The 26,324-nt window shown below is 58.1% G+C and carries 21 protein-coding genes; 6 read left to right on the plus strand and 15 right to left on the minus strand.

The features are described from left to right. Nucleotides 1-489 precede the first annotated feature (489 nt). The 9 genes from ruvX to serC form a co-directional block, all read right to left on the minus strand. Entirely contained in the window at nucleotides 490-924 is a 435-nt protein-coding gene (gene ruvX, locus IAG03_RS05530; protein WP_249318852.1) for a Holliday junction resolvase RuvX, read from the minus strand. After that, on the minus strand, nucleotides 924-1,631 hold the full coding sequence (locus IAG03_RS05535) for a histidine phosphatase family protein (protein ID WP_249318853.1): 708 nt from the start codon (nucleotides 1,629-1,631) through the stop codon (nucleotides 924-926). The genes ruvX and IAG03_RS05535 overlap by 1 nt, the downstream gene beginning before the upstream one ends. Before the next feature lies 1 nt (nucleotide 1,632). Then, nucleotides 1,633-2,544 (minus strand): dihydroorotate dehydrogenase, encoded by a 912-nt coding sequence (locus IAG03_RS05540; protein WP_249318854.1) that lies wholly within the window; start codon nucleotides 2,542-2,544, stop codon nucleotides 1,633-1,635. Then, nucleotides 2,544-3,479: a dihydroorotate dehydrogenase electron transfer subunit gene (locus IAG03_RS05545; protein ID WP_249318855.1), complete on the minus strand. Its 936-nt coding sequence runs from the start codon at nucleotides 3,477-3,479 to the stop codon at nucleotides 2,544-2,546. Before IAG03_RS05545 ends, IAG03_RS05540 begins: the two co-directional genes overlap by 1 nt. An 11-nt stretch (nucleotides 3,480-3,490) precedes the next feature. Next, complete coding sequence (locus IAG03_RS05550) at nucleotides 3,491-3,793, minus strand: hypothetical protein (protein ID WP_249318856.1); 303 nt, start codon at nucleotides 3,791-3,793, stop codon at nucleotides 3,491-3,493. A 115-nt stretch (nucleotides 3,794-3,908) separates the two neighbouring features. Continuing rightward, nucleotides 3,909-4,826, minus strand: coding sequence for an orotidine-5'-phosphate decarboxylase (pyrF, locus tag IAG03_RS05555; protein ID WP_249318940.1), 918 nt, complete (start codon nucleotides 4,824-4,826; stop codon nucleotides 3,909-3,911). A gap of 41 nt (nucleotides 4,827-4,867) precedes the next feature. Continuing rightward, nucleotides 4,868-6,130 carry a dihydroorotase gene (locus tag IAG03_RS05560; RefSeq protein ID WP_249318859.1) on the minus strand — a complete coding sequence of 421 codons (1,263 nt, stop codon included), beginning with the start codon at nucleotides 6,128-6,130 and terminating at the stop codon, nucleotides 4,868-4,870. A 907-nt stretch (nucleotides 6,131-7,037) separates the two neighbouring features. Beyond that, nucleotides 7,038-8,201, minus strand: coding sequence for a 3-phosphoglycerate dehydrogenase family protein (locus IAG03_RS05565; RefSeq protein WP_249318864.1), 1,164 nt, complete (start codon nucleotides 8,199-8,201; stop codon nucleotides 7,038-7,040). A 27-nt stretch (nucleotides 8,202-8,228) separates the two neighbouring features. After that, nucleotides 8,229-9,314 (minus strand): 3-phosphoserine/phosphohydroxythreonine transaminase, encoded by a 1,086-nt coding sequence (gene serC / locus IAG03_RS05570; RefSeq protein ID WP_249318866.1) that lies wholly within the window; start codon nucleotides 9,312-9,314, stop codon nucleotides 8,229-8,231. 990 nt (nucleotides 9,315-10,304) lie between these two features. Between serC and IAG03_RS05575 the strand changes: the two genes are divergently transcribed. Then, a complete protein-coding gene (locus tag IAG03_RS05575; RefSeq protein WP_249318868.1) occupies nucleotides 10,305-10,571 on the plus strand; it encodes a helix-turn-helix transcriptional regulator in 267 nt (88 codons plus the stop codon). A 277-nt stretch (nucleotides 10,572-10,848) separates the two neighbouring features. Further along, entirely contained in the window at nucleotides 10,849-11,766 is a 918-nt protein-coding gene (locus IAG03_RS05580; protein WP_249318870.1) for a LysR family transcriptional regulator, read from the plus strand. A 1,414-nt stretch (nucleotides 11,767-13,180) separates the two neighbouring features. On the opposite strand, the gene IAG03_RS05585 is transcribed toward IAG03_RS05580, so the two are convergent. Next, complete coding sequence (locus IAG03_RS05585; protein ID WP_249318871.1) at nucleotides 13,181-13,513, minus strand: AzlD domain-containing protein; 333 nt, start codon at nucleotides 13,511-13,513, stop codon at nucleotides 13,181-13,183. Then, entirely contained in the window at nucleotides 13,510-14,277 is a 768-nt protein-coding gene (locus tag IAG03_RS05590; protein ID WP_249318873.1) for an AzlC family ABC transporter permease, read from the minus strand. The genes IAG03_RS05585 and IAG03_RS05590 overlap by 4 nt, the downstream gene beginning before the upstream one ends. A gap of 713 nt (nucleotides 14,278-14,990) precedes the next feature. Between IAG03_RS05590 and IAG03_RS05595 the strand changes: the two genes are divergently transcribed. The 4 genes from IAG03_RS05595 (at nucleotide 14,991) to IAG03_RS05610 (ending at nucleotide 19,480) form a co-directional block, all read left to right on the plus strand. Next, complete coding sequence (locus IAG03_RS05595) at nucleotides 14,991-16,655, plus strand: formate--tetrahydrofolate ligase (protein ID WP_249318875.1); 1,665 nt, start codon at nucleotides 14,991-14,993, stop codon at nucleotides 16,653-16,655. A 30-nt stretch (nucleotides 16,656-16,685) separates the two neighbouring features. Next, the gene (locus IAG03_RS05600) at nucleotides 16,686-17,534 is read left to right on the plus strand and encodes an acetate and sugar kinases/Hsc70/actin family protein (protein WP_249318877.1); all 849 of its coding nucleotides are present in this window, start codon (nucleotides 16,686-16,688) and stop codon (nucleotides 17,532-17,534) included. Between the two features lie 1,023 nt (nucleotides 17,535-18,557). Then, nucleotides 18,558-18,989: an Rrf2 family transcriptional regulator gene (locus tag IAG03_RS05605; protein WP_249318879.1), complete on the plus strand. Its 432-nt coding sequence runs from the start codon at nucleotides 18,558-18,560 to the stop codon at nucleotides 18,987-18,989. A gap of 137 nt (nucleotides 18,990-19,126) precedes the next feature. Beyond that, complete coding sequence (locus IAG03_RS05610; protein ID WP_249318881.1) at nucleotides 19,127-19,480, plus strand: cupin domain-containing protein; 354 nt, start codon at nucleotides 19,127-19,129, stop codon at nucleotides 19,478-19,480. 133 nt (nucleotides 19,481-19,613) lie between these two features. Here IAG03_RS05610 and IAG03_RS05615 read toward each other — a convergent pair whose 3' ends face one another. From IAG03_RS05615 to IAG03_RS05630, 4 genes are all read right to left on the minus strand, one after another. Further along, nucleotides 19,614-19,781: a hypothetical protein gene (locus IAG03_RS05615; protein WP_249318883.1), complete on the minus strand. Its 168-nt coding sequence runs from the start codon at nucleotides 19,779-19,781 to the stop codon at nucleotides 19,614-19,616. 141 nt (nucleotides 19,782-19,922) lie between these two features. Beyond that, a complete protein-coding gene (locus IAG03_RS05620; protein ID WP_249318885.1) occupies nucleotides 19,923-20,768 on the minus strand; it encodes a class B sortase in 846 nt (281 codons plus the stop codon). Between the two features lie 227 nt (nucleotides 20,769-20,995). Next, on the minus strand, nucleotides 20,996-25,873 hold the full coding sequence (locus tag IAG03_RS05625; RefSeq protein WP_249318887.1) for an InlB B-repeat-containing protein: 4,878 nt from the start codon (nucleotides 25,871-25,873) through the stop codon (nucleotides 20,996-20,998). After that, nucleotides 25,870-26,223: a glycosyltransferase gene (locus tag IAG03_RS05630; protein ID WP_249318889.1), complete on the minus strand. Its 354-nt coding sequence runs from the start codon at nucleotides 26,221-26,223 to the stop codon at nucleotides 25,870-25,872. The genes IAG03_RS05625 and IAG03_RS05630 overlap by 4 nt, the downstream gene beginning before the upstream one ends. Nucleotides 26,224-26,324 lie beyond the last annotated feature (101 nt).

Consider the following 26,324-nt stretch of genomic DNA (forward strand, 5'->3'; position numbering starts at 1 on the left):
GCTTTCTCCGTTCTATACACGCGCCGGACGCGAGAGGACGCTTTCTCCATTCCGCGGCTTTCAATGATACACAATTCACCGTTCAAAAGCCTGCACGTGCCCAAATTTTTTCTTCAATGCAGCGTTACTCCGCATTTTCTTTGTCCGATCTCTTGCACACGCACACAGAGTGTATTTCACCGCGGACACGAAGTGTCTTCCATCGCGCCGGAATCTTTCTCCGTTCTATATACGCGCCGGAGATTTTCTCCGCTCTGTGGCTGGGAGGACGCGAGAGCACGCGAAGCGTGTTCCACCGCGCCGGAATCTTTCTCCGTTCTATACACGCGCCGGACGCGAGAGGATGCTTTCTCCGTTTCGCGGCCCGCTTTTGCTGACTGCTTCTTGCAGTCATCCGCACGCCGTTATTCCAGCTTCCTGCCGACGCGAACTTGCATCCACGCCCGTTCCGATTCGCATCCAACAGCGCAAGCGGGCGTCTCACCGTTTTTACAACAGCGGTCCGCCGTGGCTTTGCTTCCGTCTGCTCAAATAATCCTGCAGAATAATCACAGCCGCTGCCGCGTCGACGACCGCCTTGCGCTTTTTTCCGCGCACATTCGTCTCGCTCAAATAGTTATGCGCCGTGATTGTCGTCCCGCGCTCATCCTGCAAATCACAAGGCAGACCGGTCTTTTCGGCGAGCGCTGCCGCAAATGCGCGGGCATTCTGCGCGCTTTCCCCTTCGCTGCCGTCCATATTCCTGGGCAGACCGACCACCAGACGCTCCGCGCGCCGGGCAGACGCCTCCGCCGCGACGGCCTCCAAAAGCCGATCCCGATCGCGCTCTGCAATCACGCGCACCGGCGAGGCCAGAATTTCTCCGGGATCACAAGCCGCCAAGCCTGTCCGGGCTTTTCCGAGATCCACTCCGAGAATGACCATCAGTCCACCTCCTTCCGCGCATCATCGCGTTCCGGGATCCGGTACGCGCCGGTAAAAGCGTCCGGGTTCACCGGCACATGGCCGCATTCGTTCATTGCGATGACTTTGCTGCTTCCGTCCGGCAAAAAATCGACAACGGAAATCGCTGTATTGACGCCCCAGCCGACTTCGCCGAGCGCCTCCACCGGCTTGCCGAGCGCCGCGCAGAGGATATTCCGAATCGCACAGCCGTGGGAAACAACGCACACGGTCTTGCCCATTTCCGCCGCAGCAATCCGCTTTGCCGCATTCCATACGCGCACATACACGTTCCGCATGGACTCGCCGCCCTCCGGCGCAAAATTCCATGGTTCTTCGCTCCAGGCGTATTCGTCCGCGAGATGCGTCTTGGAGAATTCCTCAATCGGATTGCCCTCCCAGACGCCGCCGTGAATTTCGATCAGATCCGGCTCCGTCCTGATTGGGAGATGATGAAACTGGTTGATTGCCTCCGCGGTTTTGACTGCACGGTCCAGCGGGCTGGTGTAGATTGCATCGATCGGAAGATTCCGGCACCGCACTGCCAGCAGCGCGAGCTGTTCTTCCCCGCGCGGGCTGACCGGCGTGTCGATGTGCCCCTGAAAGACATGCCGAAGATTGCCCTCTGTCTCACAGTGCCGAACCAGCAGCATCCGGCAGGCGCCTTCCGGTTTTTTCTGCCATGCCATATTAATATGCCTCCAATTTTCCGGTCAGTTCCGTCACAGAAGCGTATCCGTGCCGGTCAAGATACCCCTGCAGGCCGTCGAGCACCCGCAGATGCACATAGGGATCGGTAAAAAATGCCGTTCCGATCTGGACGGCCGTCGCGCCTGCCAGCAGCATTTCGACAGCATCCTCCCATTTTGAGATGCCGCCCAGCCCCACGACCGGAATTTTCACGCGGTTCGCAACCTGCCACACCATGCGCAGGGCAACCGGAAATACAGCCGGGCCGGAAAGTCCGCCGGTGTTGTTATGTAAAATCGGGCGGCGCGTTTCAATGTCAATGCGCATGCCGGTCAGCGTGTTGATGAGCGAAACCGCATCCGCACCGGCAAACTCAGCCGCCTCTGCGAGTGCGGCAATATCCGTAACATTCGGGGAAAGCTTGACCATCATAGGCTTTTTGCAGTGCCGCCGCACGGCTCTGGTGATGCTCTCAACGCCTTCCGCCGTCACGCCGAACTGTACGCCGCCGGCCTTCACGTTCGGACAGGAAATATTCAGCTCCACAAGGTCGACCGCCGAGTCGGAAAGCCGCTCTGCGACCGCACAGTAATCTTCCGGACAGCTTCCCGCGATGTTCGCAATGACCGCCGTGCCCTGCTCCTTGAGCCAGGGCAGATCGTTTTCCAGGAACGCCTCCACGCCGGGATTCTGCAGCCCGACAGCGTTGAGCATACCGGAGGGCGTTTCCGCAATGCGCGGCGGCGGGTTTCCGGGCCGCTCCCGAAGCGTTGTGCCCTTGCAGGAAATGCCGCCGAGTGTGGACAGCGGATAGAATTTTGCATATTCGCGCCCGAACCCGAAGGTGCCGGACGCCGCAATAATCGGATTTTGCAGGAGAACTCCCGCGAGATTGACCCGTACGTCAGCCATTATGCCTGCGCTCCTTCCCATGCGACGCGCGCCGCGTCAAAAACCGGACCGTCCTTACAGACATGCCCGTAATAGGCCGTGCCGTCCTCGCGCAATAAGCTGCACGCGCACCCAAGACAGGCGCCGACGCCGCAGGCCATCCGCGCTTCCAGCGAAACCGCACAGGGAATCGCCCGCGCCTTTGCGTAGGATGCCACCGCCCGAAGCATCGGAACCGGCCCGCAGGCGGCAATCGCCGAAATTCCGGACTGCGGAAAACAGTCCGTCACAAAGCCCTTTTCTCCGAGAGAACCGTCCTCGGTCGCAATTCTGGTATCGCAGCCCAGCGCGCGGAATTCCTCCGCCAAAATCGCGGACTCCGCCGACCGGAAGCCCAGCACGGCGATGCAGTCCCCGTGCAGCGCCTGCGCAAGAAACAGCATCGGCGGCACGCCGATCCCCCCGCCGACCAGCATCACGCGCCCATCGGCACTCCGGCTTTTTTCCGGCGCACACACATCCCCATCTCCGCACGCGCTTCCGGCTTCGGGGTGAACACTTGCAAACTTGTTCCGGGCAAGCTCCGGATCACACACAGCCCCGTCTCCGCACGCGCTTCCGGCTTCGGGGCGACAGCTACCGCATTTACTCAGAATAGACTCCGGATCAAAAGAATTGCCGAGCGGGCCGAGGAGATCGAGCGTTTCCTCACGTCCCATGGCGGCAAGCGCGCGGGTTCCTTCTCCGCGGACCGCAAACACCAAGCGAACGGTTCCCTCCGCAGCGGAAGCAGAGCAGATGGAAATCGGCCGGCGCAGCGTGTGTCCCGGCAGACGGATATGCACAAACTGTCCGGGCCGCGCTTCTTTGGCAAGCTGCGGCGCGGACAGGGTAAAATCATAGATGCCGGGCGCAATGGCGCGGGCAGTCTGAATTTTGGCAAGATGCGTATCCATGCGGCCCCTCCTTAATTGCCAAACAGGCTGGCCAGCGGCGCAATGATCCGTTGCAGATCCGCAATCGCCTGATTCAGCGTCTCAATGTCAATCTTTTGGATTTTGTCCACTGCAAGCTGCATGCTGGACACTGCGTCGGAGACCTCCTGCAGTGTTTGCGCCATGCGCGGCAGCAGGATCACCGCCGCAAGAACCGCTGCAAGCAGTAAAATTCCGCATACCAGCGCACAAAGTCTGGCGGCTGAGAGCTGCTTTTTCAAAAGGGCGTTTTGTTCGCGTAAAAGTGCGCAGAGTTCTGTTCTTTCTTCGAGCATGCATAGGCCTCCTTCTAAAAATGCCGTTTCGCCGCGCCTCTGCCTTTGCGTCAAAGGCGTTTCCACGGCGATCCGGACTGCGAATTTGATTCCGTTTTTCCGTGTCCCCGCGCTTTTACCGCGCGGCAATTGCCTCCATAATCTCGTCCCGCATGCGCGTTGCCTCACGGGCAGCGGCCTCCATGAAGTCTCCGCCGCTTTTTTTCCACGCGCAGAGGATCCCGCGCGAAGAATTGACCACCGCGCCGATTCCGTTTTTGTCAAACGCCGGCGCAGCGTCTTTTCCGCCGCCGCCCTGCGCGCCGTAACCCGGCACCAGGAAGAAGGTGTGCGGCAGCGCCTGACGCAGTTCTTCGAGCTGCTGCGGATAGGTCGCCCCGACCACCGCACCGACCCGGCTGTAGCCGGAAATGCCGATGCTGTCCGCGCCCCAGGCTTCACACATGGCACCCATCGCGCGGTAAACGGTCTCGCCGGAGGCCAGTTTCTGATCCTGCAATTCCCCGGACGACGGGTTCGAGGTCTTGACAAGCACAAAAATGCTCTTGTCAAGCGCATTGCAGATTTTGCAAAGCGGCCGGATTCCGTCGCTGCCCAGATAACCGTTCACGGTCAGCGCGTTCGCGCCGAACGGCGAAAAGGCGAACTCCTCCACGCTGTTCTCTCCGAGATGCGCCACCGCGTAGGCCTCCATCGTGGTGCCGATGTCGTTGCGTTTGCCGTCGGTAATGACATAGAGGCCTTTTTTCCGCGCATAGGCAATCGTCTCTGCCAGCGCGCGGACGCCCTCCCAGCCGAACGCCTCGTAATAGGCGCACTGGGGCTTGACCGCGGGAACCAGTCCCGTGAGCGCGTCGATGATCCCGCGGTTAAAGCGCAGGATGGCTTCTGCCGCGCCGGCCGGCGTTTTGCCGTACTGGCGGTATGCGTCCTCCCGGATCTGTTCCGGAATGTAGTCGAGTTTCGGATCAAGTCCTGCCACCGTCGGGTTTTGACAAGCCCGGATTGCCTGAATCAGCCGTTCCATCGAAATTTTCTCCTTTTCCCGCCAGTCTGGCGTGTGTTTCTCTCGGTTCAAAGTGTCGGGCGGTAAACCACCGTGCCGCCCGCAATGGTCATCCGAACGCGTCCGGAAAGCGTCATGCCCTTAAACGGACAGTTCCGGCTCTTTCCGTGGAATCGCGCAGGATCGACCGTGTTCCGTGCCTTAGGGTCAAACAGCACAAGGTCCGCCGGCGCACCGGGCGAAAGCGTCCCGGCAGGAATGCCGAGAATCCGCGCCGGATTGCGGGACATTTTTTCCAGCAGCTCCGCAAGCGTCAGATGCCCCGGCTCTACAAGGAAGGTCAGCCCAGCCGCAAGCGAGGTCTCCATGCCGATCGAGCCGTTCGGTGCGCCCAGAAAATCCGCTTTTTCCGCAGGCGCGTGCGGCGCGTGGTCGGTTGCAATGGCGTCGAGTGTTCCGTCGCAAAGGCCCTCGATCACCGCCAAGACATCCGCTTTGGTCCGCAGCGGCGGGTTCATCCGGTAATCGGCATCACGCTTTGAAAGGAGCGACTCGTCGAGTGAAAAATAGTGCGGCGCCGTCTCCGCCGTCACGCGCACGCCGCGCGCCTTGGCCTTTCGGATCAGCGCAACCGAGCCGCGCGTGCTGACGTGGCAAAGATGCAGCGGGACCTGCAGTTCTTCGGCAAGCGCAAGATCCCGGGCGATTCCGTTTTCTTCGGCGGCTTCCGGCATTCCGGGCACGCCGAGCGCTTCGGCAAGCGCGCCGGCATTCATTTTTCCGCCCATGAGCGCCGGATCCTCACAGTGCGCAAAGACCGGCAGCCCGAGCCGCGCGGCCTCCAAAAGCGTCCGGCGCATGCAGTCCGCCGTTTTGACGGGAAACCCGTCGTCTGATACGGCGCGCGCACCGGCTGCCTGCATGGCGGCAAGATCACAGCAATTCTCGCTGAAAAGCCCTTTTGTCGCCGCCGATGCCTGATAGACGTGAATCTTCTGCTGTGCCGCGCGGGATAAAAATGCGCGGAGCACTTCGGGGGAGTCCATCGCCGGACGGGTGTTCGGCATGGCAAGCAAACTCGTCACACCGCCCGCCGCAGCCGCACGGCACCCGGAAACGAGATCCTCTTTTTCCGTCTGACCGGGATCCCGCAGATGCACATGCAGATCGACAAGTCCCGGTGCGGCAACCAGCCCCGCCGCATCGATGGTTTCATCGGGCGTTTCCTTCGGATCCGGCTGCACAAATACGCCGTCCCGAATCCAAAGCTCTTTTTTCTTAAGGCCGGACGGCTCCAACACCGCGGCCCCGCATATGCGGATGCTTCCCATCGGCTGCACTCCTTATCTTCTGACCCGCCCGGCTTTCGGAAGCCGTCTGCACAGACTTTCCGTCAGGGTCGGGTTCGGTTTCGTTTTCTTTTGCGTCTCTTCTTCTGCGCCTTAAAATCGTTCTGCCACCCGTTTTCTGCCGCCCAGAAGCGTCAAGCGCACCCATCTGTCCGCCTTTGCCGTATCGCATTTTGAAAGCCGTTCCGCGCACAGAGGGGTTTAGGCTTCTCCGTTTTCGCGCGGCATATCCAGTAAACCGCGGACTAGAAGCAGATCCGTATGAAAAAGCTGGGAACCCGTCGCGAAACAGCCACAGAACAGTTGCGGAAATGCCGCGAAACCGCTGCAGAACAGCAGAATTCCCCTCCCGCGTCCGGCGCGCCACAGAACGGAGCAAACCCCCGGCGCGATGGAAGACACTGCGTGTCTGTGGAAGAAAAATTTGGGCACGTATAGAATTTTAACGGTGTATACAGAAAGCCGCGGAACGGAGAAAACGTCCTCCCGCGTCCACCATTCTTACAGAACGGAGAATGCATCCGGCGCGACGAACGGCACTTCGTGCCCTCCCGCGTCCAGCACGTTTCCAGAACGGAGCAAACCCCCGGCGCGATGGAAGACACTGCGTGTCTGTGGAAGAAAAATTTGGGCACGTGCAGAATTTTAACGGTGTATACAGAAAGCCGCGGAACGGAGAAAGCGTCCTCTCGCGTCCGGCGCGTGTATAGAACGGAGAATGCATCCGGCGCGATGAAACACGCTTCGCGTGCTCCCGCGTCCGGCACGCCGCAGAACGGACAAAACCCCCGGCGCGACGAAAGACGCTCTGCGTCCGCGATGGAACACCCTTCGTGTGTGTGAAAAGACCGCGGGAGGGAAAAGTCCTCTCGCGGTCTGCTTGTTGAGGTCAGCCCGGAATAACCCGAACGCGAATAATCGCCGGGACATCCGAAAGCTTCTGCACCGCTGCGCCGACATCTCCGCCGGTCACATCGACAATGGTATACGCATAGTCTTTGCGGGACTTGCTCTGCATATTTTCAATATTGACACCGGCGCCGCCCATCACACCGGCCAGAAGGCTGATAGTGTTCGGCACATTCTTGTGGATGATACAAATCCGATCCGAACCGTCGCGCGGCATGGAAATCGCCGGCATGTTCACCGAATTGCAGATATTTCCGTTTTCCAGATAATCGCGAACCTGATCCGCCGCCATGCAGGCACAGTTGTCCTCGGACTCCGGCGTAGAAGCGCCCAGGTGCGGAATCGCCAGAACGCCCGGTACATCGATCAGATCGTCACTCGGGAAGTCCGTCGCATAGGCCGCAACCTTGCCGGAAGCCAGCGCCTCGAGCATATCTGCGGAATTCACCAGTCCGCCGCGCGCAAAGTTGAGAATCCGCACGCCGTCGTGCATCTTTGCGAAGCTGTCCTTTGAGATCAGATCCTTTGTGTCCGGCGTGAGCGGAACGTGTACCGTAATATAGTCACAGGAGAAAATCTCATCGAGCGTGTGCGCGTGATGAATCGCGCGGGAAAGCCCCCATGCACCGTCGACCGAAAGGAACGGGTCATACCCGTAAACCGTCATTCCGAGCGCCGCAGCGGCATTCGCAACCAATACGCCGATCGCGCCGAGCCCGATCACACCGAGCGTCTTTCCGGCAATTTCCGGACCCGCAAACTGGGACTTTCCTTTTTCGACCAGCTTGCCGACCTCGTCGCCCTTGCCTTTGAGGGTTTTGGCCCATTCAACCGAATCGATCACCTTCCGCGAAGAAAGCAGCAGCGCCGCAACGACCAGCTCTTTGACAGCGTTTGCGTTGGCGCCCGGCGTGTTGAACACGACGATGCCCGCTTCGCTGCAGCGGTCAATCGGGATGTTGTTGACACCGGCGCCTGCCCGCGCGATGGCCAGCAGAGAGTTCGGAAATTCGGTCTCATGCATGGAAGCGGAGCGCACCAAAACGGCGTCCGCGGAATCGATTTTATCCGTCAGTTCGTAATTTTCGCCGAGACGGTTCGTGCCGACTGCGGCAATTTTATTGAGGCAGTGAATGTGATACATCATAAATCCCCCGTTTCTCTGGTCGGTTCAGGCGTTGGCAGCCTCGAACGCTTTCATAAAATCGACGAGCTTTTCCACGCCTTCGAGCGGCATTGCATTATAAATGGAAGCGCGCATTCCGCCGACAGAGCGGTGACCCTTGAGGTTGACAAATCCGGCTGCCGCAGCCTCGCTGACAAATTTCGCATCGAGATCTTTGTCGCCGGTTACGAACGTCACGTTCATCATCGAGCGGGAATCCTTCTTCGCGCAGGGCTTAAAGAGTTTCGACGAATCGAGGAAATCATACAGCACAGCGGCTTTTTTCTCATTGTGCGCCTTCATGCCGGCAAGTCCGCCCATCTCGTCGCGGATCCATTCCAGCACCAGCTTGCAGATATAAATCGACCAGCACGGCGGCGTGTTGTACATCGAATCATTGTCGGCAATCGTCTTGTAGTTGAACATCGCCGGGGTAATTTCCATCTCGTGACCGATCAGATCCTCGCGTACAATCACGATGGTCAGGCCGGCCGGAGCCATGTTCTTCTGCGCGCCCGCATAGAGCAGACCGAACTTCGTAACGTCAAGCGGCTCGCTGGCGATGCAGGAGGAAATATCGGCAACCAGCGGCACGTTTCCGGTTTCGGGAAGCGTGTGCCATTTTGTGCCGTAGATCGTATTGTTCATGCAGATGTGGAAGTAATCCGCATCCGGACGGAACTCCTTCGGATCGAGCGCCGGAATGCAGGAGAAGCCCTCTTCCTTGGAAGAAGCAACCGCCTTGACGTCGCCGTACCGGCAGGCTTCCTTATAGGCTTTCGTGGAGAACTGGCCGCTGAGTACATAGTCAGCTTTGCCGCTTCCGGTCATGAGGTTCATCGGCACCATTGTAAACTGCGAGGACGCGCCGCCCTGCATAAACAGCACTTTGTAATTGTCCGGGATCTCGAGGACTTCGCGCATCAGGCGCTGCGCCTCCACGATGATTTCGTCATAAACTTTGGAACGGTGTGACATTTCCATTACGGACTGACCGCTGCCCTTGTAATCAAGCATTTCCTCTGCCGCACGGCGCAGAACCGATTCCGGCAGCATAGAAGGACCGGCAGAAAAATTGTAAACACGGCTCATTTCTTACACCCTCCGATTTGTTGTCCGGCGCAAAGTCGGCGCCGGAAAGATTTGCCGAAAATAAGCACCGCGTCCGTCCCGGTTTTTCTAAGAAAGCTGAACCACAGACAGGCGCGTTCCCCTTGCCTTATTTCGGTATATTTTATACTGATTTTATTATAGTTTCCCGCATTCTGCAAGTCAATTCCCGATCTTCCCACACCCGGAAATTCTATCTCCCTCACGAAAACAGAGAAACCAGCCCCCCATTTTTGTGCACCACACACGAAGCGTCTTCCCCCGCGCACACGAAGTGTGTTCCATCGCGGGCACGAAGTGCCGTTCATCGCGCCGGGGTTTTGCTCCGTTCTGCGGCGCGCCGGACGCGGGAGCACGCGAAGCGTGTTTCATCGCGCACGCGCAGCGTGTTTCATCGCGCCGGATGCATTCTCCGTTCTATACACGCGCCGGACGCGAGAGGACGCTTTCTCCGTTCCGCGGCTTTCAATATACACAATACACCGTTCAAAAGTCTGCGTATGCTCAAAGTTTTTTCAGTATACTGGGCACGGACGCAGAGCGCCTTTCATCGCGCACGCGCAGCGTGTCTCATCGCGCCGGGGGTTTGCTCCGTTCTGTGGCGCGCCGGACGCGGGAGCACGCGAAGCGTGTTTCATCGCGCCGGATGCATTCTCCGTTCTATACACGCGCAAGAATATTTGTGTATGATATTTCAAAAAAGAGATTTTTCATTCTTCAAAACAGAATATTCATGTAAAAGAAGCCAATTTTAAAGTTTTTTGAATAAAAAAATAAAAGTTCCCAATATTTGCTGTATTTTGAAAGGAGATGCGTTATACTAGAGATATGATTTGTGGGCGCCGTCGTTTTCTCTGCTGAAGCACGTGCCAGAGACGTGCTCTGCCGCAATACGTTCCGGAAAACCGTTCCGCAGATCCTGCATAAATCCAAATCCGGTTTAATTTGGAAGAATTTGGGGAGGGATTTTTGATGTCAAAAGAATTAGGAGACAAGCTTCGTTCACTCAGAGAAAATCATCTGCTCACACAAAATGATCTTGCCGAACTGCTTACGGTTGACCGCTCGACCTATGCGTACTATGAAAGCGGAAAAAGTGAGCCGAGACTGGATTCCCTGTTTCGGATCGCACGGTTTTATCGGGTTTCCTTCGAATGGCTGTGCGATGATGCGCGCGGTACCTATGAAGAAAAAGGAAATCCCGATATACCGCCGCGTAGATATAAAAACAAACGGTAAAAAAAGCGTCTGCTTCCGCAGGCGCTTTCTCATTTTTCTATGAAATTTTTTCTATAAAACGGGGACGCCCGGCAGCGTCCTAGCGACGCTGCCGGGCCTTGTTAGAGGAAAGTCTTGATATTATGATCAAGGAGAGGAAAAATCAGAGGGTTCACAAAGTCAAGTCCATGCAAGGTTTCCTTGACTTTTGACAGGTTTCATTGTAGCATAAATATATCAATTTGTAAAATTCATGATTTGAATCAAATAGTTCAATTTTTCAAATGGATGTGAAATCATGGAATTACGCAATCTTCATACCTTTCTGCGCACCGCAGAATTGCTGAGTTTTACGCGTGCAGCGGACGAGCTGGGCTATTCTCAGTCTGCAGTGACCATGCAGATCCGCGCGCTGGAAAGCGAGCTGCATGTCCCGCTGTTTGATCGGATCGGAAAGAAAGTGACACTGACGGACAGCGGCCGCATTTTGCTCAAATATGCCGCAGATCTGATCAAAACGGAAGAAAAGGCGCGCGCGGCGCTCTCGGTGCCCGGAAATCCAGCTGGTGTTTTGCGCATCGGCACCATTGAGTCGCTCCTGATTTCTGTATTTCCGAGTTTGCTGCATCGGTATCACCAGGCCTATCCGAAGGTGGAAACCATACTGCGCACGGGCCTGACGGAGGCGCTTTTTGAGATGCTGCGGCAAAACGAGGTCGATCTCATCTACTTTTTTGACCGCCGGCGCCCTTCTCCGGACAGAATTTGCGTTCTGGAAGCCGCCAGTCCGGCCTTTTTTGTCGCAGGCGTCAATTATCTGCGTTCTGAAAAATCCATGTCAACGCTCAAAGAGATCATCCGCGAGCCGCTGATCCTGACGGAAACCGGCGTCAGCTACCGCTATGAGCTGGAGCAGCGTCTTGCGGCGCAGGGCGAATCGGCGAATCCGTTTCTGGAAATCGGCAATACCGAAGTCATCGTGCGCCTGCTGCGCGTCAACGCCGGCGTCTCGTTTTTGCCGGAGTTCGCCGTGCAGCGCGAGCTGCAGATGGGAACCCTGCGCAAAATTCCGGCCTCCGACTGCCATGTCCAGCTTTGGGCGCAGCTATGCTATCATAAAAACAAGTGGATCACACCGCAAATGAAGGGCTTTTTGCAGCTGGCGCAGGAAACCGCCTCCGAATTTTACAACGACTTTTCCATCAAGATCGATTAGCCGATGCCATCTATTCCATCCGAACCGAACCCAAGCCGCGCGCCGTATCGACGCAGCGGCTTTTCGTTTTCCCCACCCAAATTACGCGTCATCAAAAAAAGAATCCATCGCACCGCGCTATGCGGCCGCCTGTGCCGGACATTCCTTTCCCATTCCGTTTCCAAACGCTGCAAACGCACAGAAGCGTCCCGCCCTTCGGTTTTTCCGCAAAACCAGGCGCGAACGCTTCTTTTTTTCGGTAAATTCAGAATATTTATATAAGCCAAACCGCAGAAGGCGGACATTCCATGTGCGCAAAAATCCACAGAACGAAGAAGGCCGCAGAACGGCAGGCACACTCTCCCGCGTCCAGCGCGCTACGGAACGGATAAAACTCACGGCGCGACAAATGGCACTCCGTGCCCGGAACGGTAGGCGTGACCTCTCGCGTCCGGCGCGCCACAGAACGGAGCAACCCCCCAGCGCGGTGAAAGACGCTCTGCGTCCGCGATGAAACACACTCCGTGTGCGCGATGAAACACGCTTCGTGTGCGGGGGGAGCGAAATTTCGTGCCGATGACGAGGGTGGGTGAAGGTAAGAACAGAGGGCAGACGCAAAGCTGCGGAACGGTAGGCGTGACCTCTCGCGTCCGGTGCGCTGCAGAACGGTGAAAACCCATGGCGCGACAAATGGCGCTCCGTGCCCGGAACGGCAGGCGCGCCCTCCCGCGTCCGGCGCGCTGCAGAACGGTGAAAACCCACGGCACGATGAATGGCACTCCGTGCCCGGAACGGCAGGCGCGCCCTCCCGCGTCCGGCGCGCTGCAGAACGGTGAAAACCCACGGCGCGACGAATGGCACTCCGTGCCCGGAACGGCAGGCGTGACCTCCCGCGTCCGGCGCGCCACAGAACGGAGCAAACCCCAGCGCGGTGAGAGACGCTCTGCGTCCGCGATGAAACACGCTTCGCGTGCGCGATGAAAGACACTGCGTGTTTGTAAATGGCAAACAAGAATAGGCCACAGAACGGAGCAAACCTCCTCCCGCGTCCGCTCCGTTTCCAGAACGGAAACGGCCCCCGGCGCGATGAAACACGCTTCGCGTGCGGCCTGCGTCGCTGTGCTTTCCGCAAACATCTTTGTTTCAGCCAATCATCCGTAGGACCCATTCTGTGAGAAATACCGCAAGTGCTCCTCCGGCCATTTTTGCTGGTTCCGCTTCGCTCCACGGCGCAAAATCCGCACCGCTGAGCGGCCTGCGTCGCTGTGCTTTCCGCAAACATCTTTATTTCAGCCAATCATCCGTAGGACCCATTCTGTGAGAAACACCGCAGCTGCTCCTCCGGCCATTTTTGCTGGTTCCGCTTCGCTCCACGGCGCAAAATCCGCACCGCTGAGCGGCCTGCGTCGCTGTGCATTTAATTTCTTTTTGCGGTTTATGCAATCATCCGCAAAACCCATTCTGTGAGAAACACCGCAAGTGCTCCTCCGGCCGCTACCGTCAACAAGCTGCGGCGGAAAAAAGCGAGCAGGAGCGCTGCCGCGCATCCGACGATCGCAGAAATCGGACCTTGCGTGGAATAGAAAACCTCCGGAAACGTCATCGCCGCCAAAACCGCATAGGGCATATATGCGAGGAACGAACAAACCCAGCGGTTGACAATCTTTTTTCGGAACACCGCGAGCGGCAGGACGCGCGGCAAATAGGTCACAACCGCCATCACGAGAATGCAGAGCAAAATTCGGGAAATCTGGAAAGATGTGCTCATTCTACCGCCTCCCCGTTTGTTTCGCTGTCCGCCTCTGCGGGCTTGTCCGCGATCGGCATCGCAAAGGCGCAAATACCTGCTGCCAGAACCGAGGCAATGATAATCGTCCAGCCGGCCGAAACGCCCTGTAAAAACGGCGTGTACCGGAACACACAGCTGACCGCCGCTGCAATCAGTACTGCAAGCAGCACCGCACGGGACTTGCGCGCAGGCGGGATGATAATCGCCAAAAACATGCCGTAAATCATGATGCCGAGCGCACTCTGCACCGTGACCGGCAACAGCGACGTCGCCGTTGCGCCGAGGAGCGTCCCGACCGACCAACCCAGATACGGCGTGAGAATCAGCCCGGCCATATACCGGCCGTCAAGCGGCTCCTTGCGCTGGGACGCGATGGCAAAAACTTCGTCCGTCACGCCGAACGCCACCGCACAGCGCGTAGAAAGGCGCATTTTTTCTGAAACTTTCTGAGAAAGCGAAAGACTCATCAGCATATAACGCAGATTGATGACAAAGGTCGTAACCGCCAGCTCCAGGTATCCGCCGCCGGCAACAAGAATGGAAAGCCCGGCAAATTGCCCGGCAGAAGTCAGATTGGTCATGGAAATCAGCAGCGGCACCCATACTGGGAGTCCATATTGCGCTGCCTGCATTCCAAATGCAAACGATACGGGCAGATACCCGAGACAAATTGGCAGACCGTCTCGCAGGCCGGTCTGAAATGCCTGCCGTTCCAAACGGCTAGTTTCGACTTTTTTCGCCACTTGGTGCACACTTCCTTTTGCAAAGCCGGGCTTCCTGCCCGGCCGGTCAAACTTTTGCGGCGTTTCCGGCATTTTTTTCGCCAGGATATCCGCCCATTCTGTAACTGCACACGGTTCTAAACAACTTTTTCAAATCCGTGATGTTCTTGTCCGCGCAAGGCGCGGCTTCGCTGTGGTTATTATGCCTCCGGCAAAATGTTCTCAGCGCCCAGAGCGACAGCTTCGGGCAGGCAGCAACGCTGCCGCCGCGCAAGGCGCGGCTTCGCTGTGGTTATTATGCCTCCGGCAAAATGTTCTCAGCGCCCGGAGCGACAGCTCTGGGCAGGCAGCAACGCTGCCGCCGCGCAAAGCGCGGCTTCGCAAAGGTTATTATGCCCTTGCAAAATGTTCTCAGCGCCCAGAGCGACAGCTCTGGGCAGGCAGCAACGCTGCCGCCGCGCAAGGCGCGGCTTCGCTGAGGTTATTATGTCTCCGGCAAAATGTTCTTGCGTTGCGCAAAGCGCCAGCTTTGCGGGTCGGCTTTGCCGACCGCGGCCACACGCAGTGCGGCGCGCAAGGTTATTATAACAAACCCCCGCGCAGAATGCAACGTGCCCTGCCGCATGCATCTATGCCGGGAAAATCCGCAAAAAGGGTTGCTGCGCTCCGCAAGATATGATAAACTGAAAGCATCTATCCACAAAATATGGAACCGCAACCAAAGGAGGAACACCATGCTGCCGGATATCACCATCGCGCAAAACGCAAACCTGAAACCCATCCGGGAAATCGCCGCTGCAGCCGGAATTGACGAATCTGTTCTGGAGCCATACGGCTATTATAAAGCAAAAATCGATGTCACAAAACTGCCCGCGCCGAAAAGACAGGGCAAACTGATTCTGGTGACCGCGATCACGCCGACCGCTGCCGGAGAAGGCAAAACCACAACTCTCATCGGCCTTGCCGACGGCCTGCGCCGGATCGGCAAAAACGCCATAGTCACGCTGCGGGAACCGTCTCTCGGGCCGGTTTTCGGGATCAAAGGCGGCGCTGCGGGCGGCGGATACGCCCAGGTTGTCCCCATGGAGGACATCAACCTCCATTTCACCGGAGATTTTCACGCCATCGGCGCGGCCAACAATCTTCTGGCCGCCATGCTCGATAACCATATTTATCAGGGAAACGCCCTCGGCATCGATCCGCGGCGCATCACCTGGAAGCGCTGCGTCGATATGAACGACCGCCAGCTGCGGAACATCGTCGACGGTCTTGGCAGCACCGTCAACGGCATTCCGCGCGAAGACGGCTTCGACATCACAGTCGCCTCCGAGGTCATGGCCGTACTCTGTCTGTCCGAAAACCTTGCCGATCTCAAGGCGCGCCTTTCCAAAATCGTCGTCGGCTACACCTATTCCGATCAGCCCGTCACCGCCGGAGATCTCAAAGCCTCCGGTGCAATGGCCGCGCTGCTGCGGGATGCCATCAAGCCGAACCTCGTCCAGACGCTCGAAAACACGCCCGCGCTCATTCACGGCGGCCCATTTGCCAATATTGCACATGGCTGCAACTCCGTCATTGCCACAAAAACCGCACGCGCCCTCGCCGACTATGTCGTGACCGAGGCCGGTTTCGGCGCGGATCTCGGCGCGGAAAAATTCTTTGATATCAAATGCCGTACGTCCGGCCTTGTTCCGGATGCCGTTGTCCTCGTCGCTTCTGTGCGCGCGCTGAAACTGCACGGCGGTGTCCAGAAGGACCGCCTCACCGAAGAAAACCCCGATGCCGTCCGGCGCGGTCTGCCGAACCTTGCGCGTCACCTCGACAATATCCGCTCGGTCTACGGCTTGCCGGTTGTTGTCGCCATCAACCGGTTCTCGACCGATACCGAGGCCGAACTGCAGGCTGTCGAATCGTTCTGCAAGACGCAGGATGTCCCCTTCGCGCGCTCCGAAGTCTGCGCCAGGGGCGGTGAGGGCGGCATGGATCTGGCGCGGGCAGCTGCCGCACTCTGCGACGCGCCGAAGCACTTTCACTATTCCTACCCGCTTACCGGGTCGATCGCCGAAAAAGTGGATACCATCGTCCGGCGCGTCTACCGCGGACGCGGCGCCGTCTTGACCGCACAGGCCAAAAAAGAGGTCGCACGTCTGGAAGCCCTCGGCTATGCCGGGCTGCCGGTCTGCATGGCCAAAACGCAGTACAGCTTCTCCGACGATGCTTCCCTGCTCTGCGCGCCGGAGGACTTCTCCGTCACCGTGCGCTCGCTGCGTCTTGCTGCCGGCGCAGGCTTTGTCATCGCCATCACCGGCAACATCATGACCATGCCGGGCTTGCCGAAAGTTCCCGCCGCAGAGCGGATTGACATCGACGAAACCGGAACCATCAGCGGCCTGTTTTAACAAAACCGGAAAACCGGGAGGGTGTTTGTAATGGGAATCATCATCAGCGCAGATATTGGCGGCTCCGCAACCAAAGTCGCCGGATACCGGGAAACCGGCGAGCGGATCGGCAAAACGATTGTCCGCCTCGACGATCAGGTTGCCTCCTTCTACGGCGCGTTCGGCAAATTCTCCGAAGAGCACGCCGTCGCGCTTTCCGAGATCCAGGAGCTGATTCTAACCGGCGTCGGCGCGTCGCGCCTTTCGCACAATCAGTATGACCTGCCGGTCACATACGTCGAAGAATTCGAGGCCATCGGACGCGGCGGCCTTCTGCTCTCCGGCGTAAAGGAGGCCGTTGTCGTCAGCATGGGAACCGGAACCGCGTTTGTGCACGCTTCCGAGGCCGGCTGCACGCATTTAGGCGGCAGCGGAATCGGCGGCGGAACACTGCTCGGGCTTTCGAAGCTTCTGCTCAACGAGACCGACATCAGCGCAGTTGCACGTCTGGCGCAGGAGGGCGTCCTCGAACATGCCGATATCACCATCCGGGACATCTGTCAGGGAGAAGTTCCCGGCCTTCCGCCGCATGCGACCGCCTCCAATTTTGGAAAAGTCCGCAACGCACTGCCGTCCGCAGACACCGCCGCCGCGCTCATCAATATGATTTTGCAGGGAATCGGCTCCATGGCCATGCTTGCCGCACACGGAATCGGCACCGGCACCGTCGTACTGACCGGATCGCTCGCCTCTCTGCCGCAAGCCAAAGGCATCTACGAAACCTTCCGCGAGATGTACCATCTCGATTTTCTCCTGCCGGAAGACGCCGAATACGCAACCGCCTACGGCGCCTTCGCCACTCGCATGCATGAAATGCCTTCCGTCGCGCCGGTCATTTAATCCGTTCCGTAGTGCGCTGGACGCAGGCACAGAGCGCCCCACCGCCCACACGTAGTGTGTTTCGTCGCGGGCACGTAGTGCCTTCCATCGCGCCGGTCGCTTTTCTCCGTTCTGTAAGAATCGTGGACGCGATAGGTCATGCCTACCGTTCAGGGGCCCCCTGGCGGCCCCCTGAACGTAAAAGAACCCCCTACCGTTCCGCGGTTTTCTGATTTTTCGCGCGCTCTGACAGCTTTTTCCATTCTAAGGAATAACGGACGCAGGCACAGAGCGTCCCACCGCCCACACAAAGTGTGTTTCGTCGCGGGCACGAAGTGCCGTTCATCGCGCCGGTCGCTTTTCTCTCTTCTGTAAGAATCGTGGACGCGGGCACGTAGTGCCTCTCATCGCGCCGGTCACTTTTCTCCGTTCTGTAGTGCGCTGGACGCGAGAGGTCATGCCTACCGTTCCGCGGCGCTCTGGCGGCCCCCTGAACGTAAAAGAACCCCCTACCGTTCCGCGGTTTTCTGATTTTTCGCGCGCTCTGACAGCTTCTTCCATTCTAAGAAATAACGGACGCAGGCACAGAGCGCCACACCGCCCACATAAAGTGTGTTTCGTCGCGGGCACGTAGTGCCTCTCGTCGCGCCGGTTACTTTTCTCCGTTCTGTAAGAATCGTGGACGCGGGCACGAAGTGCCGTTCATCGCGCCGGTCACTTTTCTCCGTTCTGTAGTGCGCTGGACGCGGGCACGAAGTGCCGTTCATCGCGCCGGTCGCTTTTCTCCGTTCTGTAGTGCGCTGGACGCGAGAGGTCATGCCTACCGTTCAGGGCCCCCCCGGCGGCCCCCTGAACGTAAAAGAACCCCCTATCGTTCCGCGGCGCTCTTTGTTGATCCAGCCAGCTGGCGCAAAAACCAGAGGCATGAAATGCCTTCCCCCGCACCGATCACCTTTTTCCCTGCACAAAATGTGCATCTCGAATCCGCCCATTCCGAAACGCACATCGAAAAGACCGGGCGATATCCCCAAACGGAGGTCAACCATGCAGATTTCAAGCCGATTTACCATCGCCGTGCACATGCTCTTATGCATGGAGGTGTTTCAGGACAAACAAAAAGTCACGAGTGACTTTCTCGCCTCCAGCGTCAACGCCAATCCTGTTGTCATCCGGCGGCTGTTGCAGCAACTGAAAAAAGCCGGAATCGTCAGCGTGAAAAGAGGCAGCGGCGGCGCAGCAATCGCAAAGCCTTTGGAGCAAATCACGCTGCTCGACGTCTACCGCGCCGTCGACTGCGTTTCCGAGGAGACCCTCTTTCATTTTCATGAAAATCCGAATCCGCACTGTCCGGTCGGACGAAATATTCACGCCATTCTCGACCGCAGGCTGGACGCCGTCCAAAACGCGATGGAGCAGCAGCTGCAGAGCGTCTCGTTAAAAATGCTTTTGGAGGATGCCGACCGGCTGATTTTCTAAATATTCCCGTTTCCCCGCGGCGCAACAGCCGCAGGGGAATTTTTTGAAAAAATTTTGTTGTAACTATTGACATTACAACAAATCGCGCGTATGATAGATGTATCAAACAAAGTTACAACAAATGGAGGAATCCCAACATGAACACGTACACCAAAATTCACACATCCGAAGTCCCCAGAACCGAACTGCACGACGCGCTCTCGCTGACCGGCGCAGAAGTCAGCATCAACTGTCTTCCGGCCGGCGGAAGCGTCCCGTTTGTGCACGCGCACAAAGAGAATGAAGAAATCTATGGAATTCTCTCCGGAAAGGGCAAAGTAATCCTCGACGGCGAAACCATCGCGCTTACAGCCGGAGACTGGCTCCGCATTGCCCCTGCAGGAAAACGCCAGTTCTTTGCAGACGCCGATACGCCGATCACGTATCTCTGCATCCAGGTCCGCGAAAATTCGCTGGAAGCTTATACCGCCGGCGACGCGATCCTGCTTTAAATAATGCCTGTTCCCCGCAAACCTGTTTCCCGCGAATCTGAAATTCCGAAAACGCTCTTCGTGCTCGAACAAGAAAAGAAGCTCCGGCCGCTTTTGGCCGAGGGTAACTAAGGAACCATTCTGAAAATTGACCTCAGCTGGGTAGACAAGTAAGCGAAATGCGGACGCATAGCGTCTCCGGCAGCGAGAGAAGCGCACCGTCAAATCGATCTGCTTCATCCAAGAGCAGGCATGTCCCGTCGTACCGCTCATACTGCTTTTCTTTGAGGCGCTTCTCAGAAATGCTGCAGCTTCCCATCATACACACGGGCTCCTTCCCAAATGAAAGCGGGAAAGAACGAAAACGGCGGTTGCCTCTAACAGAAGCAGCCGCCGTTTTCTCTATGCCATACGCTGCATTTCGGTATCGCAAGGGCATGGGGTTTTCCGATTCTCTTATCAATCAGGGCATTTCAGGATTTTCCACAAGGGACACGCTGAAATCCTGTGCAATTGCGCCTTCCGGCAGCAGCTTCGCCATGACCACCAGCCGTTGGTTGCCGGTATTCGCTGTATCATACTTCTGGCAGCAGGTGGAAAGGGTCAGAACAGGATCTTCCTCGGAGAAGGTCACACCATCAAAGGCAAACCAGTTTTTCCGCGCAACCGTCTCAAAGAAACTGGTGAGATCGTTCCCCGTTGGATTGGGCGCAATATAGTCAAACGCAATATCCGTGACGAACAGCGCGGTGATCTGAAAAATCATATCCTCGCCATCCACAGAGAGATAGAGATACGGATGCTGCTTCACGAACGCTGCGTCCATATAGCGGTAGAGCTTGGTGAACTTCGGCCCGTCCGGGTCGCAGTTGCTGGCGGAGTGACCGAAAATGGTGGTGTTTTTGTCCAGCTCGTCCCTGCCGCCGACTTGGTTTTCACAATGGGCATAATAGCAGCCCCACATGGCGTACGCGCCGGTTTCGTCCAGATTCAGGTAATAGCCGTTGTCCTCCGCCTGCATCACGGGGTCGTCGACCTCCGCGCCGGGGATATACAGCCATGCCACGGCATCCGGATTCTTCGCTCTGGCCTGCGCCAGTTCTGCTTGCCTGTCTATCGTGGGGATGACTTCCCCCGCGGGGGGCGCGGTCGGCTGCGGCTCCGCCGCGCTGGATGCAGAGGGCGCGGCTGAGCTGTCGGCGGCAGGCTCCGCCTCCTTCTGCGAGCAGCCCACGCCTGCCATGGTCATGGCAAAGAGAAGGACTGCCATACAGATGATCGGCCGGATGATTTTTGTGATTTTTTTCATAGTGCTGTCTCCTTGCCGCGCTGGGATAGCGGTGCAGCGCAAAAGGTCAATGAAATTTGTTTTCTGCGATGAAAAGGAACCAGCGCAGCATCAGAGCGAAACACCCGTCCGCGGCGCTGGTCACTTATAGGGTCATGTCAGCCGGTCACTTCTTGCAGCGCCAGAGAAAGGCACGATCTCGCCCTGGTGCAATCTGCGTTGGGGCTGAATGCAGCGCTGCCGGCACCCTAGGTGATGCCGTTCTCCACCGCCCGCAAAACCGCGTTGTAAGCAGGATCTGCCCACGGGAACATCGCTAAAAGCATGGTACGGATTTCAGGCGCGGGACTGCCAGCGGTGCGCCGCAGGAAGGTGACAATCTGCGTGCGGGAACTGATGGCATCCGGACTGCCTGTAGTGTCGCCGGCACCCTCGATCCTGCCGTTCTTTACTGCCCCGTCTGCGGCGTCGGCATCACAACTGTCGGCGGCAGTATCCACCAACACGCCGGTCTGCGGGTTGCCGTTGGCCTTCATGAAGATGACCTCGATGGTATGGGGTCCGCTGACAGTCGCGAAGGTGTAGGACTTCACCGCGCCGATGCTCTGGCCGTCGATTTTGACATTCGAAACCGCATAGCCCTTGTCCGGTGTGATCGTAAAGGTCTGGTCTCTGCCCTCGCGGACGCTGACCTTGCCGGAGGGAGAGATCGTACCGCCTGCCCCGGCAATCGCCGTGATGGTGTAATCGCTGCAGCCATTGCTGCCGCCGGTGTAGATCCAATGGGCATACACGGTGGTATTTGCAGAGAACACGGTGGCAGTCGTGACCTTTGTGCCGCCGTTCTTTTCGGTGTACCAGCCGTCGAAGCTGTAACTGCCGCTTCGGGAGGCGCTGGGCAGAGCGGCCAGCTTCTGATCCGTGGTGGTCATGCTGCCGACAGAGGGCGTACCGCCGTTGCCGTCAAAGGTGACGATGAACTCGGTGGGTGCAGGAGGCGCATCCTTCTCAAAGATGGCCTTGACCTCCACGTTGTCGTTCGGCATGAGGAACTTATCGTCCTTGATGGTCACATTGCCGCTGATGACCTGCCACGCCTTGAAGCGGTAGCCCTTGTCAGGCGCAGCGGTCAGGGCGATCTCCGTACCGGCCGCAGCCTTGGCAGGAGATGCGGACGCCGTGCCGTTGCCGCCGCTGGTCACAGTGACGGTGAACAGCTCCTCGACCTTATCCTCCACCGTCAGCGTGCCGTTGACCCTGTTGAGCGAATACCGCTCGTCCCAGCCGGATTTGAGGGTGGCAGCGGGGACAACGGTGTAGGTTCCGGGGGTATTGCGTGCCGCTTCCACCGTGACCTCCGCGCCGTCTGCGTCAAGCAGCCGATAGGAAAGGGCGTTGTCCAGCACCGTATCCCGGTCGTCCGTGCGCCCTTCGCTGTCCAGCAGGCCGGTACAACTCACAAGGTCTGTTGGCAGCGCATCGCCCTTGGTGATGGTTGCGCTGCCTGCCGTCACGGTGAGACCTCGCACAACGACCTTGTCACCGGCGAAAACAGAACTATGCGTCCATGGCGACCACGACGCCGTAGTATCGGATACATAGAGAATATCGATAAAGGTCCGGCCCGCCTTGATCGCCCTGACCTTCGTCGTATAGTGGGACACTCCCGGCTCGCTGGTCGTATCAACGGTTTCCTCGTAAATTTCAAAGATTCCCTGCTCCCGCATAATCGCCGACCAGGTGCCGTTTTCGCCGGGATTTATCGCCTTCCACTTGTAAGTGCGGGTATCTCCGTAGACCCAGGGGCTTACATCGACTGCTGCTCTAAAACCTGCAAAGAGATACTGGCGCACGGTCAGCGGGGCAGTAATGGGCGCGTAGTCATCGCTGGTGATGGTGACGGTGTAGACATCTGTTTTCAGCTGCTCGCCATCCGCCTCATTTTTAGCATAGCTCAGAAGCCCGTCATTATCTACGCTGATGCTGTCCAGAATAGATGGAGACGCGGGCGGTGTGATGGCCGTGATCTTTGCACCCTTGGGCACCTCCCCCGGCTTGAAGAAATCCGCCGCCGTCCGTGTGCCTTGCTGCGCAAAATACATACCTCCTCTGGTCGGAATGATCCGAACCACAGGGTCTACCAGATCCCCTGCGGAAGGCGCGTCTTTCTCAAAGATTGCCTTGACCTCCACATTGCTGTCCGGCATGGTGAACTTATCGTCCTTGATGGTCACGCCGCCGCTGATGACCTGCCACTCCTTGAAATGGTAGCCCTCCTTGGGCGCAGCGGTCAGGGCGATCTCCGTACCGGCCGCAGCCTTGGCAGGAGATGCAAAAGCCGTGCCGTTGCCGTCATTGGTGACGGTTACGGCGTACTCGACAGGTGCGTCTTTGGCTATCGTAATAGACAGCTCCTTCTTATCGTTGCCCACGCTGTTGAGGGCCCGAACGGTAAATTGGGCGGTTCCTTCCGCAGTGGGCGTGCCGCTGATCTCGCCGGTGGTTTGTTTCAGCGTCAAGCCCTCGGGCAGCGCGCCGCTGAAAAGCTCCCACAGAATGAAGCCTCCCCCAGTTGCCTGAAGCTGATGGTGGTACGGCGTGCCGACCGTGCCGCCGGGCAGCGTCGTGGTAGTAATCGCCGGCGCATCCTCCGAACCTAGGAGCTTCACCCGGATCTTGGCCGTTACCGCAGGGTCGGGCTGTTGATACTTGTGCTCGTCGTTAGCGTCGAATACCAGCGTACCGGGGATGGTCTGCCAAGCCGTGGACTGCGCGTCATAGGACGATTCCTCCCACGAAACCTCCATGCCAACCCTGAGACCGTCGATGGCCTCGACGACCACAATTTCCGGCAGGTTAAGCCCTGCAAAGGTCGTGCCGAGTTTCTTCTCCGTAATGGGATCCGGCTCCTCGCAACGCTTGAAGGTATTTTTGATGACGTTAACCTTGATCGTGGTCTCCGCCTTCCTGTAGCCGCGCTGGTCAGCCGGCGTGAATACCACCGTCACAATATTCTCGCCCAGCGTGTCAAACCATCCGGGCGTACCCTCCTTGAAGGAGAACGTGCCGGGGACGACGGTATCCGTCCCCTTGACCTTCGCCACGCCGTCCGCAAGATTGGCGCTTTCCCCGCCTGTGGCTCCCATCTCGAAGATCCGATTGACGAACATGGTATTGTCGGGCAGCGTAAAATCGCCGTTTTTCCACCGGAAGACGGGCGGCTGCGTGATCTCCGTCTCCACCGGGTCAGCCTGCAGCGTGACCTTTACCACGCCTCTGAGGTCGGCGCCCTCGGGTACGATGTAATACTTCTCAAATTCGGCGCGATTGACCTCGCCGTAGATGGTCTGCTCCTCATACGAATTGGGGTCGTAGCTCGAGTCGTCCCACTTGATGATGCCAGGCACATTGCCGTTCAGCCCGCTTCCCTCGTGGTTTGGTTCATCGGCCTCCGCGAAGAAATAGAACGCGTTCGGCAGACCGAGATCCTCAAAGGCTGTTCCAATCTTTTTATTGTCAATATACGATGTATTGGCTTGCCTGAATTTGCGGGGAATGACGTCCACGTTGACGGTACATTCCGCCGTGCTGAACCTCAGCCGGTCATAGGGGGTGAAGGTGACCTTGAGCGCCAGCGGCCCCACCTGAACAAGCCCGCCGCCTCTGTGCCAGTAGCCGTATTTTTCCTGCTCCTCGTTCAGAGTGAACACGCCTGGAACCGTTTCGCCATCTGCCGTGGCCGTTCCGCCGGAAAGATACTCGTCGGAAAAGGCAAGCTGGCAAAAATCGCCGCTGTATATCTGCCTGGAGTAGGTGGGCGGCTCAAGCGTGGGCACAATGGCCCCGTCGTCAATGAGCGTGATTCTGGCGATGGCCTTGACCGTGCTTGTCGGCTCCAGCTCCTCCTCGTAGAAGCTCTCTTCAACATGCAGCTCGCCGGTAATGATTTGCTCGCCATATTTGTTCGGGTCATAGGTGGAGCCGTCCCATGTCACGGGGATGGGACCGAAGGTCGCGCCGGTGTTGGTCTTTACCTCGACGAAGTGAGGAAGCCCCAGATACTCAAACGCCGTGCCCAACGGCTCGTCGGGGAGGACTTCCTCTGTGACGCTTGTGATCGTGTGCTTAAGCCCCGTCACGGTGACGATACATTCCGCCGTGGCGTATGTCTCCGCATCGTCGGGGGTAAAGAGGATTTCCATGCGGTTTTCGCCCGGGCCTACTACGCCGCCCCAATTGTGCTTGAAGCGGAACGAGCCGGGAACAACGATGTCCGTCCCCTCGACCTTTGCTTCGCCGCCTTTGAGAGCCTCATCAAGGTACTCATCGCCGACATGCCCCTCAGCGGGCAGCGTGGGCGGGGTCGTGATGACCGTTTTGATGAGCGGCAAAAGCTCTCCGTAGGCCGTATGACAGGTTTCGCAAATGGCCTTCTCCGTGCCGGTGGCCTTGCCGCCGGAGCAGCTGCCTGTTTCGGTATGGCTGCTGTCCGTGGCGCAGGTGCGGGTGTGCGTTCCGTTGCCGTTGGAGGTCCATTCGCCCCAGTTATGATTGTGCACCTCCCATATGGCATAGATGGTTGTGCTCATATCATACCCATGTACTACCAGGCAACTGGTATAACCGCCGCTTCCGCCATATATCGGCTTACCAGTCCGAGAATTCGCCCAACCCATGAAGGTATATCCGTCACGGGTTGGAATTATTTCTGATATGGGAACCCATACATGAAATTCCGAACTGGTCACGCTCTGACTTGGCGGCGCGCCGCTGCCGCCGTTGGCATCGTAATGCAGCGTATAGGTGTATTGGGTGGCAGCGGGACGGACTGCCCCGCCCCGTGTCCTTGGCATCGCAGCGCCGGATGTCCCTGCCGGGTCAGCCGGGTCTGCGCCGCCGTCTCCGGATTCACAAATTTCGCACATATGGCCGCAGGGCGCTCCTGCGGTATCCGCTGTCTGCGGCGTATAGCCGCAGGCCTCGTCGTGCTCCGGGTGGTGTTCGCACAGGCTGCCCGTGTCCGGTGAGAGCGCGGCAGCTTCTCCGCCCGCCGCAAAAACAGCCGTTGGAAACAGCGTCAGCGCCATACAGCATAGGAGCAGAATGCTTAGGATTCGTTTCTTCATTTTGTCGTTCCCTCCTGTTCGTGTCGGTTCGGTTTGTCCGCCCCGTCTTTTCTTCGGTTTTCCTTGCTTCTGAGCCGGAAGCACAGCGCGGTGACCGCCACCGCCGCGGCAAAGGAGAGAACGCCGACGAGCACATAGCCGCCCGCGTTCTCCCGCAGCAGCATCGCGCCGAACACGCCCCATGCGGCTGTCTGCCCCTGCCCGACGACCGTGCCCGACGCCTGCATCAGCGCCGCAAACAGCAGCAAACACGCGGCGCTCAGCCCATATATGCCGCGCCGCTGCCTCCGGCGGGTGTTTTCCCGCACCCGCTTTTTGACGAGCTCGACCCGTCTTGCGGTATCATACATATCGCTTGAACCCCCTTTCCGGTTTGTCTGGAACTATGATAAAAACCCTTTCACTTATATAGGTACAAAAAATCGGAAAAACTCTCACCCCAAACGCAAAA

Source organism: Yeguia hominis (assembly GCF_014384705.1).
Classification (GTDB): domain Bacteria; phylum Bacillota; class Clostridia; order Oscillospirales; family Acutalibacteraceae; genus Yeguia; species Yeguia hominis.